We start from the raw sequence: 12,017 nt of genomic DNA, 5'->3' as shown, positions 1-12,017 counted from the left end.
ATAGTGTGCATAATGCAAGGGGGAAGAGAGGTGAACGATGGAGAATAACAATGATGAGACGAAAAAGAGCGGGTATTTATCGCGCTAAATCTGTAATGCAACAGGGCTGTCAGGTAGAGATTACTGCTAGAGACCATACCATTATCGCTGATGAGCCGGCACCGATGGGGAAAGATAGTGGGATGATGCCGATTGAGTTATTACTCGCGGCATTAAGTAGTTGTAAAAGTATTGTCTTACAAGAAACGGCTAAAAATTTACAGATTCCTTTAAGTCATCTATCGGTTGAAGTAGAGGGCGATTTTGATCCTGCGGGGTTTATGGGCGATCCGACTGTTCCGATAGGCTTTAGTGCGCTTCGTACTCTCTATCATATTGAGAGCCCTGCAACATCAGAAGATATTGATACCTTGATTGCTTATGTGGAGAGCCATTGCCCGGTTGCAGCAACGCTTGCGAATACACCGGAATCGACGATTGAAATAGATTACCGCTGTACCAGCGCAAAATCTTAACATAACCATTCACAATGATAACCCTAGAAGCAGATTATAGTAAGATCGGCTTAAAATAAGCATTATTGAAATGCCGGCACATCAGCTGTAATAAGGGAGGATGCTGTTCTATTCGGCATCTTGCAAGGGTTGTTTAGTACAGTTTTATCTACTTTTAAAATTCCACACAAGCGATATAAAACATTTTTATTAAACCAAAGTTATGTTATTTCCAATAAAATCATAACGTTATATTTGACTTGTGTTTAGTTCTAGGCAATAAAATGGATTTGTCAGGAATGGATAGAGGGGTCTTGAATATAGTTTACATATATTTATTTATGATAAGGGGATATTAGCAAGGTGCTCTGTTGAGCGGTGGAGGTAAAATGGAGGTCATCAAGCATATTCTCTATAGCGCAAATGAATTATTGTGGTCCTATCCATTAGTACTGCTTTTAATTTTGGTGGGTGTTTTTTTTACAATCAAAACCGCTTGTATTCAATTACGCTGCTTTAAAGAGATGTGGCGACTATTGCGTGAGCGACCACATAATGGTCAAGGGATTTCCCCTTTTCAATCCTTTAGTTTAAGTTTAGCGAGCCGAATTGGTTCGAGTAATATCTTAGGGGTCGCCTTAGCGATTAGTATCGGCGGGCCGGGTGCTGTTTTTTGGATGTGGTGTGTGGCTTTCTTAGGGATGGCTACATCCTTTGCCGAAAATAGCCTTGGGCAACTCTATAAAGTGAAAGATGGTGATCTCTATCGAGGGGGCGCGGCCTATTATATTCATAACGCCTTGGGCTGGCGCGTATATGCGATTTTATTTGCGCTACTGCTCATTGTCAGTTTTGGAACGCTCTTTACTTTAGTGCAATCGAATATTATCGCTGAATCTTTCAGTATGGTCTTCTCACTTGATGAAGAGTGGGTGGTGATGTTTTTGGTATTAATCACCGGGATCATTATCCTCGGCGGCGTGCGCCGCATTGTCCACGTGACTGAGATTTTAGTACCTTTGATGCTTCTGATCTATCTGGGGATCAGTGGTTATATTCTATTACGGAATATCAATCTATTACCCGATATATTGTCCCTGATTATCAACAATGCACTTGGGGTAAAAGAGTTATTAGGAGGCGGTATTGGCATTGCCCTTGTACAAGGAACACGCCGAGGGATCTTTTCGAATGAAGCAGGTACGGGTTCGATTGCGAGTGCAGGTGCGAGTGCTAATGTTTCACATCCGGCAAAGCAGGGATTTGTTCAGAGTTTAGGGGTATTTGTCGATACGATGGTAGTCAGTACAATGACGGCATTTATCATCTTAATTTCAGGTTTATATGGTCAAGGTGTGCCGAATGGCATTCTACTCACACAAGCCTCAATGGCGATTCATATAGGAAGCCTTGCACCTTATTTAGTCTCTATTTCCCTTTTCCTTTTTGCCTTTACCTCGGTGATTAGTAATTACTATTACGGGGAAAGTAATCTCGTATTTCTGAGTAAAAAACGAGGAATGCTCTTTGGCTATCGCGTTTTATTTCTATTGATGTTGATGTTAGGTCCCTTTATTGAGGCCAGTTTTATTTGGGAATGTATCGACCTGATGATCGGGCTTATGATGTTGATGAATGCGATTGCATTACTTCGTTTAACGCCCACAGTGATGATTCTCTTTAAAGATTATGTGCTACAGCGAAAAGCAGGGCTTGATCCTGTATTCTACGTGGATGACTTCCCCACGATTACCGGCACCGAATGTTGGCAAAATGAAATGCCAGAGAATATCGATGCAGTAGATGATCCTTACTTTAAAGCAATGCCTCAGTAGGAGATTCAAAGCCTTTAGGTGATGAGTGATGATCAATCTCTCGGTATGAGGAAATGCCTCATTTGCCGGCGCACGATTACGGTAAGAACGGGATATTTCGCCCCGGCGATGGAATAGCTCTTCTTAGTTATTCCAAATAAAAGCTGATGCCCGGCGGGAGGGAATGCTTGCAAAGCCAGACAAATTCCGCGCCCGCGGAGGAACGAAGATCAATCTCTCGGTATGAGGAAATGCCACAACTGCCGGCGCACGATTGCGGTAAGAACGGGATCATTTGCCCCGGCGATGCGAGAGATTGTCTGAATGATTTTAAGTAAAAGCGGATGATTAAATCTTCTTAATCACTTCGTGATCAGACACCAAAATTTTCCGATCTTTAAAGAGCGCCCCTAATGCTTTTTTAAAGGCTGATTTACTGACACCGAATGCTTTATGAATCTCTTCAGGGCTACTCTTATCGCCTAAAGGCATCTTACCGCGATATTCGCTCAATTTCCGTAAAATCGCTTCCTCTAAACTCTCTCTTGCTTCAGCCGTTTTGATGATCGGACGTTGGATCACATCGAGCTTATCATCTTCCCGGACAAATTTAATAAAGCCCGGCACTTCATCGCCAATTTCAAGATCGCCAATGACATCGTTATGGTAGATTAAGCCCCAATGCGCGTGATCCACAATCACTTTCACTCCGAGATCGGTTTTCTCTGCCACGATTAATGAGACTTCGTGACCGTCCTGATACATATGCGGTTTTTGATCGAGGAATTTCTCGATTTTCATACTTGCAGTAATCCGTTCAGAGATAGGATCAATATAAGTATATACAAGGGCAAAGTCACCAGCGTGAAGAGTACCGATCTCTTCACTAAAGGGCATCATCAGATCTTTCGGTAAACCCCAATCGAAGAAGATCCCATAATCATTAATCTCGACCACTTGTAGATCGGCAAATTTCCCTACTTCCGTATAGGGACGGGTTGTGGTGGCGATATAATCATTCTTATGATCAAGATAGACAAAAACATCAAGCCATTTTCCTACTTGATGCGGTTGATTGTGGGGAATTTCTTTGGCAGGAAGTAAAACATCCCCCTCGAGGATCAGCCCCATTTTGTTTTTTTCAATAATGGTCAGACGATTCATCTGCCCTAATTTGGGTTCATTGTCGTGATAGTAAGACATACGGCCTTTAAATGTAGATAGAGAACAACAAGTTTGGCACTTAGATGTGCCGAACAATCTCTCTATTATAAGCACTTCCTACAAAAGCGATAGGATAATTGTAGAATTATCAAGCTGAATGGAAAATCTAAAATTTAATGTAACTAGCTATAGTTCGTTATCTTCAATGATTTTCAATGAGATTTAAATTTAAATTAGCAGTTGATGCGCTATTGTAAAGTATCGTTGTTATAGTTCTGTGATAATTTTTGATTACCTTATTTGTAGAGATTGATCTCTATGTGATAGTGAAGAGCTGTAAGAGCAGAAATCGAGAGAATAACTATTTTAATATCTTATTTAATATCAATAAGTTATATTGTGTTCTTCGGTGCTATTGAAAGTGCTGTTAATGACAATGGAAGAGGCGTTTATGAACTTTATCCCTCAGTTGCTACAATTTAAAATACAACAGGAAGAGAGTCTTGTTTGGAAATTATTACGCGCCGATAATGCACCTTATATTTTAGCTTTTATAAGTGCGCTTTTTTCGGAGGATAAAGAGATTCCCTATACGCAAGCGCGTTTAAAGTTAGATCATTATATCAAAGCAGGATTACAGCAAGATCTTTGGAATGCGGGTGAACAGAGTGCTAGCGATTATTTGCGAGCTTGGATCTATGAGGGATGGTTGAGAGAGTCGAATGATCATTTACTGACCACAGATGCGAGTGAAGTTGCGCTTCGTTTCATCTATTCCCTACAAGAACGGCGCCTAGGAACCACCGCTTCCCACTTTCGAATTGTACAAGAGGCTGTTCGGGATTTGACCATTACTTTGACGCAAAATGTCGAGGAACGAATTGCGTTGTTACAGGCGGAACAAATTGCATTGCAGCGAGAAATTGATGATCTACAGCAATATGGTATTGTGCCGTTAAAGGCAGAAGAGAAGCGTGAAAAAATATTAGAAGTCTTCTATCTAGCATCCCAATTAACGGATGATTTTCGAAAAATAGAGGAAGAGATACGTCAATTAGATCAATCTATTCGGATGAAGATGATTGAACAAAATCGCACTAAAGGGGAGATTTTGACGCAAATTTTAGAAGCTGAAGAAACCCTATTTAATGAGACAGAAGCGGGGAGCTCTTTTGAGAGCTTTTATAAGTTACTTTGTGATGCTCATCATTTTAATGAATTTCGATTGCAATTACGCCATTTAGTACAAAGTGAGCTAGGACAATATCTTAAACCCCCACAACAAAAATATCTCTATTCATTAGCGCAAGTATTAAGCCGAGAAGGGGAGAGGGTTCGGGCTATTCGGCGTAAGACGACCGAAAGTTTAAGAACCTTTATTGAACACGATCTCTATGAAGATAATCAAGCCGTAGCGAAGTTAATAATGCGATTAGAACGGCAATTATTGCAGTTGAAGAATGAAGGTATTGATGTTCGAAATTGTACCTTACCGCTCTCCCTGCCTACGGGTGTTCCCATGATAACAAGCCCTATGTCGATGCGTCTACGAGTGCCTGACGAAGAGATAGAAATAAGTCAGATTACGACTCAAAAGAATAGCCGTACGGTCAGCGCCACCATACTCAATTATTTAGAAACAGTGAATATTCTTGAGCTGGCTCAGAAAGTGAAGTCACTCTTAATAGCGCGAAATATGGCATTAAGTATTGGGCAAATTTTAGAATATTTACCGCCCCGCTTTGGTTTAGAAGAGGTCGTGGCGCATATCAGAATAGCAAGACGTATCGGTGCTCCCCAACTACCCTTGCAAGAATCGGTCATGGTTACCGATCAATATGGGGATATTGCCTTAAAGCTTCCTAAAATTGTATTAAGTGCCGCACAATTTCCCGATGACTTTAGTGAATGGATGGTTTAGTAATGACAATTGACGAGCAAAATCTTTTTAGACAATTAGTAGCAGATAAAGAATCTAGGCAGCGCAATGATCGGGAATTAGATGAAGGATCAGGTGAAGGATCAGAGGCCGCTATATTCGATCAAGAAGACTCAGAGATGCCAGATAATGGACAACCATCTCAGCGGCAAGGTTCCGATGAGGGGGACTTAGAGACCGCTGAAGATGATCTTCAATCAATGCTGCTTCCGTTAGAAGTTCGTCGTGCATTGGTCTACTTGATGCGTCATGGCGCCGTGTTTGATCAAGATAAACCTCATATTTACAAGATATTGACCCAATATGAGCAGGAAATACGACAACATTTAGCAAATTTTTGTCTACAGGTTATTCATGACTCTCAGCAGAAGTATCTTTTTCTTGCGGATTATGAAGGAGATACTGAAGAGGAAGAATTTCCCTCTTTGATCAGTAAAAGAACATTATCTCTCTATGACACGATTATTCTACTTATTTTACGTAAACATTATCAGGAACGGGATCGCGCTGGAGAAGCGGTAATTATGATCGATTTTGAGAAGCTCTTAGATGAGTTACAACCTTTTATTGGTCTCATCGCTAATGAAAATCTTGAGCGTAAAAAAGTCTCCGGGCGTTTAGAAGAATTTGCAAAGCGTCGATTGTTACAAAAGGCCAGTGGTACGGAGGGTCGTTATCAAATCACCCCGATTATCTGTTATGTGGTGAATAGCCACTTTTTGACAGAGTTATTATCTGCTTATGAAGCCATTGCTCAGCAAGCAGATCAAAAGCCTGGGGAGTTAGATATCGTAGATGTCGTAGATACCGTAGATACAAGAAATTTAGACAAAAGGCCTATAGCTTTAAAGCAGAGTATTTTTGATATACCAGAAGATATAGACAATGAAGAGGCTCTAATCGAGATTGCGCCCCTTAAAGAGGATTGAAACAGATGCAAAATTATGATCTTTTAGGCACCACTCAAGTATTACTGACTGAATTATCTGTTTGTAATTGGGGATCTTTTACAGGGATACATACTGCACATATCAATCCCGGCGGGACATTAATTACCGGAGATAATGGTGCGGGAAAGTCCACCTTAATTGATGGGTTAATGGCGCTTTTAGTTGCCCCAGGTAAAGCCGCTTTTAATATTGCGGCCGCGCAAGGAGATCGTACCGATCGGTCACTTTTAACTTATATGCGTGGAAGTTTCGGAGCCGATCACGATGGGAGTACAACGCGGACTAAAAATAAACGAAATCGTGGGGTGATCTCCGGTTTACGAGCGCTCTATCGTTTTACAGATGGTGCTGAAGTCACCATGGTGGCACTCTTTTGGACTTCAAGCGCGAGTAATGATATGAGTGATGTGAAGCGACTCTATATTGTCGCTCGGCAAAATATGACGTTAGAGGAGATATTAGCTGAATTTGAGAATGAGAATATTCGCAGATTAAAACAATTTTTAAAAAATCATCCTGCAATTTTATATGCCGATAATAAGTTTGGAGATTATCAAAATATCTACCGAAGCTGCTTGCATCTGGATAATCAAAATGCGCCGGGATTACTTTCTCGGGCCCTAGGGCTGAAGAAGGTGGATGATCTGACAACCTTGATTAGAGATCTTGTATTAGAACCGATTAATCTTCGAGAATCTGGTCAGAAAATTGTGGAGGACTTTGAGAATTTAAAAGCCTTATATGAGACGATTGTAGATATTGAAGCACAAATTAAACATCTTCAGCCATTAGTTGAATATGATCAGCGGTTGCAAACCGGGAAGATACGAAAAGAAGAATTACAACAATCTCTTACGATATTACCTATTGCCTATGCTAAAACTCAAGTGAGTATTTTGCAGACAGATATCGGCCAATTAATTGTTGAAGAGAAGGCCGTAGAGAGGGCTCTAAAGGCATGTATCGATCAGTTAGATCAACAACGTTTAGCCTTAGAATCACTCAATCTGAAATATCATCATGCCGGTGGCGGGCAACTTGCAGCGCTTAAGCAGAAACTAACACAGACCCATGAGACCTTGCAAATGCAGCAAGCTCAGGCAGCCCGTTATCAAAAATGGTGTCAGAGCGTAGGAATTGATGATACCTTAACGTACTCTCAATTTGAACAGCATCAAGCCAAAGCGGCGGAGATGCTTGGTAATATATCGTCAATGATTGAAGTATTGCAAGATGCCGTGACGGAGATTGCAATTGAGTTACAAAATCATCAGCAATCGGCCGAAGCATTACAGCTAGAAATTACTCAGTTAGCAGCATCGCCTGATTCTAATATTGATAGTCGATATCAGACAATGCGTAGAGAGTTAGTGTCGGCATTATCGCTTTCGGTTGAGGATTATCCTTTTATTGGGGAACTGATAGACGTTAAGGAAGAAGAGAAAGAGTGGCAAGGGGCTATTGAGCGTGCTTTAGGTGGACTTCGTACCACACTATTAGTTCCTGAAAAAAATTATCAGCAGATTACTGCCTGGTTAAATCAACATCATTTAGGGTTACATGTTCGGGTGCAAGTAGTGCGTGAAGCGATAGAGCGTGATGATGATCCGATGAATGGATTTAACCCACAAGGATTCTTAGCGAAGTTGATCTGGAAGCAACACGGTTATCGAACTTGGTTACAACAATTTTTACAGCGTTTTGATTTAACATGTGTCGATTCAGTTGAGCAGTTAAACGTGACGATTCATTCAATGACACAACAGGGATTAATCCAACGGCAAAAAGGGCGATTTGAGAAGCAAGATCAACAAAAGGTGATGGATCAACGGTATTGGAATATTGGGTTTAATAATCAAACAAAGTTGACGCTTTTAAAGAAGACCCTTGATGAACAGATCGCCTTTATAAAGCAAGCAGAGACAGAGAAACAATCTCGGCAAAAAGCATTAAAAGAGGCACAAAATAATCATACTATTTGGCAAAAACTCTCGGAAATTCTCTGGGAGCAGATCGATATGGTTAAATCTCAAGCAGAGATCGCAGATTTAACTTCGTTGATTACAAAGTTAGAAAATACGGAAGGAAGCCTTGCGAGCATTCAGCGTGACATTGATAACGTGAAAAAAGAGATCCAAGGGCTAGAGCAGCGTCGAGAATCTTTTAATCGAAAAGGGGGAGAATTAGCACAACAAAAAAATGAGAAACAGAAGCGGTATCAGCTGTATCAGCAAGAGGCTGCAATAGAGATTGATCCTGATACATTGCAATTATTAACCCCCTATATAGAACGGTATTCATTAGAAGATAATATTGCTTTTAAGCAGATAAAATCAGAGCTTGAGCAACAGTTAGCACAGATGAATGAACAGATTCATAGTATGAATCGTAAGGTTGAGGGAATTATCACTAGTTTTATGTCCAAAGATCAATGGCGTTCTTTATCATTAGAGTGGCCAGTGGGATTAGAGGCACTGCCTAATGCCCTAATGTATTTAGAGGCATTAGAAAAGGAGGGATTACCTGCACATAAATTACGTTTTAAGGAGCGATTAAATCAACATACAACGCAATCCTTAGCGGATTTTAATAATATGATGCGAGGCTCTTTAGAAGAGATCGAGGATCGTATACAGGTGATTAATCGAGTATTAGCGAGAACCGAATTTCGGGAAGGAAGTTTTTTACGGTTAGGTTACAAACGGGAGCGAATCGCCTTATTACAAACATTTCAACAAAAAATAGATCGTACACTACATCTTATGTTGACAGCGGGAGAAGATGACCATGAAGCTCGTTTTATCGCACTGAATGATGTTATTACGATTTTAGATCGTGCTTGTAATATTGCGCCTAATACGCAAGAGAGTATTAAATTGCTAGATACCCGTTATCAGCTCTCTTTTTATGCTTCAGAAATTGATCGTGATAGTGGTGAAGAGCGTGATGTGTGGGAATCTTCAAGTGGTAAATCGGGCGGTGAAAAAGAGGCTTTTGCCGGCACGATTATCGCCGCAAGCTTAGCTTATGTCTTAACGCCAGAGGGAAGTGAGTTTCCTGTATATAGTACGGTGTTTCTTGATGAAGCTTTCTCTAATACGGCAGAAACGGTGAGTCGCCGGGTTTTGAAGGTATTTAAAGCATTACAATTGCATATTAATCTGATCACACCTTATAAAAATATTACGATTGCTCGAGAGTCTGCAAGTTCCTTATTGATTGTTGAGCGGGATAATCACCAACATGAGAGTCGTATTTTAGAGTTAACTTGGGAAGAGTTAGATGCACAGCGACGACAATTATTACAACAGAGGGTAAATGATGAGATAGCGGGCAATTAGGAGTATTCCACGAAAAAGGGGATTGTCGTATCTATTCTCTTATTATCCGATCATCAGTATCAATAGAATGATCAATAGAGCTCTCAATAGAAGTAGGAATTAGGTATGCAAAAAGCACGATCATGGGGAATTTTGCCTGAAGTATTAATTAAGCGATTATGGCAACGAGAGTGGCAAAATAGAGGACGCTTAAAATCGCGGTTGTTAGACTCCGGTTTTACACCTATTGAAGTGGGATTAAAGCCACCGACAGAACAGATTATTTTACAGGATATACCGGCATTTCAAGCATTTGTCGAGGCATGGCGGAAGTGGGATGGAAAGATTGAAGTGATTTGGAAAACATTTCATTATCCTCGTATTGGAAAACAATCTATCCCTATTAAAATCCGTATCTCTTCTCTCTTAGCGTTAGCGACTTTTCTCGGTGAGGAAGCGCTACAATTATGGGAAGATTGGCGTACTACGATCGAACGATTTCTCTATGGATTAACCCCGGGAGATCAAACGCCTTCTTTTACGCTTTTTAGTGCTATTGTCAATTCCATAGAAGCACTCACAGCGCTCTCTCCTTTAGATCAAGAGCGCATGTTAACGTTATTACCACAATTATCTTATCGCATGGGAAAAGGTTGTTATCTTCGAGCATTGAATGTGACCGGAATCGATACGAAATTCATTGAAAATAATGGGACATTAGTGGCAGCACTTTTAGCAGGGATCTATCCTTCAGCGCCGTTAGATCGTGAATGCGAAACTGAAATTTCTGGAACTGTGATAGAAGATATTACAAACATAGGGCTCTATCGTTGGTTAGATGTGAAACAGACGCCTAAAGATTGGCTGTTAGTACGTTTGCTCTGCCCACAATTACAACTTCAATATCAAGGATTAGAACTTCTAAGGTTACCGGCAGCGGTATTAATGACACACTCCTTTGAAGTGGAGAATATTTTGATTATTGAAAATGAACAATCGGCCTTCAGTCTTCCTGAATGGCCTAATTTATTAGTGATTGCCGGCACGGGGAAAAATCTGAATTGGTTAAGTGCACCATGGTTACAGGGTAAGCGCATTGCCTATTGGGGGGATATTGATCTTGATGGTTTAAGTATGCTCAGTCAGGCTCGAGCGCTTTTCCCTGAGATTTCCCCTTTAATGATGAATGTATCGACCCTTACTCAATATCGAGATTATATGGTGCAGGGAAGTCAACAATTGATCTATGATCCCCCTTTTTTAACTGCTGAAGAAGGTGCTTTATTTCAACAATTACGCACCCATTATTATGGTGCTTCTCGTTTAGAGCAGGAGCGGATCTCTCAAGATGAGGTTATTGCTACAATTCATGATTGGATGAATGAGCGAGCAAAATAACACTTGCAAAATGCGGGATAGAACGGCCTCCTTACATATTACAACCGATGTACCGGCATCTAAATACGCTTATTTTGAACCCATCCTACTATAAAATGATCGATAGAAACTCATAAATAGACTATTCATTTTCTTAATCTACGTGAAATCATCCTCACGATCCTTGAATATTAGGCCTTCTCAATCTCAATAATCGGCCATTGGCGCGCTTTGGCAATGGCCTCAAGCTCGGCATCCGGCTGAATAATATAGGGGAATTCTACTGCTTCTAAGAGGGCGATGTCATTAATGGAATCGGTATAGAAGTAACAATCTTCAAAAAATTCTGCATCTGATTGTCGATGCTCTTGGAAGAGGGTTAATTTTCCGCCTTGATAAGGGGAGGTGCCGATAACATCGGTAGTATAGAATCCATTGTTTTCCGCCACTGCCACCCCGAAACTTGTATCAATATTAAAACATTGCTTGGCAATGGCGCGTACGAGAAATTGAGGAGAAGAGGAGATAATAATCACTTCTCGATATTGCTGATGTTGCCGAACGCACTCTAACATCTGCGGAATAATAATCGGCGTGATCTGCTCTTCAATATAACGCGTGAGAAGTCGATCAATCTCGGTAATAGGCAGATGAACCACCGGCGATAATGAGAGTTTGATGTAATCTTCCACTTTAAGTTTTTTCTGCCGATAATGATCCATCAGTTCCGCTTCTCTTTTATAAAAGGCCGGTAAATCCTCGACAAAACCTTGATCGGCAATCCAATGACACCAACGAGTGGAGGAATCCCCATTAATGAGTGTTAAATCAAGATCAAATATAGCGGTCATAACGGTTCCTTTTACTGTTTTTAGATTGCAATATGAGTGCAGAATTTATTACCAATTTCTTACTGCAACATCTTATATTGTTTATTTTATATCAAGAGGATATGAAAT

8 protein-coding genes are annotated in these 12,017 nt (G+C 40.6%); 6 read left to right on the top strand and 2 right to left on the bottom strand.

Annotation, left to right across the window (positions count from 1 at the left end; translation table 11 throughout):
- The first annotated feature begins 50 nt into the window (after positions 1 to 50).
- Together DC083_RS09150 and DC083_RS09145 are read left to right on the top strand one after the other, a co-directional pair.
- Complete coding sequence (locus DC083_RS09150) at positions 51 to 515, top strand: OsmC family protein (RefSeq protein WP_229822554.1); 465 nt, start codon at positions 51 to 53, stop codon at positions 513 to 515.
- Positions 516 to 883: 368 nt separating this feature from the next.
- The gene (locus DC083_RS09145) at positions 884 to 2,329 is read left to right on the top strand and encodes an alanine/glycine:cation symporter family protein (RefSeq protein WP_109189907.1); all 1,446 of its coding nucleotides are present in this window, start codon (positions 884 to 886) and stop codon (positions 2,327 to 2,329) included.
- Between the two features lie 327 nt (positions 2,330 to 2,656).
- Here DC083_RS09145 and DC083_RS09140 read toward each other — a convergent pair whose 3' ends face one another.
- A complete protein-coding gene (locus tag DC083_RS09140; protein WP_109189906.1) occupies positions 2,657 to 3,511 on the bottom strand; it encodes a CvfB family protein in 855 nt (284 codons plus the stop codon).
- A gap of 412 nt (positions 3,512 to 3,923) precedes the next feature.
- Between DC083_RS09140 and DC083_RS09135 the strand changes: the two genes are divergently transcribed.
- From DC083_RS09135 to DC083_RS09120, 4 genes are all read left to right on the top strand, one after another.
- Complete coding sequence (locus tag DC083_RS09135) at positions 3,924 to 5,393, top strand: DUF3375 domain-containing protein (RefSeq protein WP_157954922.1); 1,470 nt, start codon at positions 3,924 to 3,926, stop codon at positions 5,391 to 5,393.
- Positions 5,394 to 5,395: 2 nt separating this feature from the next.
- Complete coding sequence (locus DC083_RS09130) at positions 5,396 to 6,340, top strand: DUF4194 domain-containing protein (RefSeq protein ID WP_157954921.1); 945 nt, start codon at positions 5,396 to 5,398, stop codon at positions 6,338 to 6,340.
- A gap of 5 nt (positions 6,341 to 6,345) precedes the next feature.
- The gene (locus DC083_RS09125) at positions 6,346 to 9,702 is read left to right on the top strand and encodes an ATP-binding protein (protein ID WP_109189903.1); all 3,357 of its coding nucleotides are present in this window, start codon (positions 6,346 to 6,348) and stop codon (positions 9,700 to 9,702) included.
- Between the two features lie 105 nt (positions 9,703 to 9,807).
- On the top strand, positions 9,808 to 11,079 hold the full coding sequence (locus DC083_RS09120; RefSeq protein ID WP_109189902.1) for a Wadjet anti-phage system protein JetD domain-containing protein: 1,272 nt from the start codon (positions 9,808 to 9,810) through the stop codon (positions 11,077 to 11,079).
- A 170-nt stretch (positions 11,080 to 11,249) separates the two neighbouring features.
- On the opposite strand, the gene DC083_RS09115 is transcribed toward DC083_RS09120, so the two are convergent.
- On the bottom strand, positions 11,250 to 11,909 hold the full coding sequence (locus DC083_RS09115; RefSeq protein ID WP_109189901.1) for an HAD family hydrolase: 660 nt from the start codon (positions 11,907 to 11,909) through the stop codon (positions 11,250 to 11,252).
- Positions 11,910 to 12,017: the final 108 nt, after the last annotated feature.

The sequence above is a fragment of the Ignatzschineria ureiclastica genome (assembly GCF_003121845.1).
Lineage (GTDB): Bacteria > Pseudomonadota > Gammaproteobacteria > Cardiobacteriales > Wohlfahrtiimonadaceae > Ignatzschineria > Ignatzschineria ureiclastica.
The sequence above is the reverse complement of the archived record's forward strand: the minus strand, read 5'-3'. Positions and strand labels throughout refer to the sequence as shown.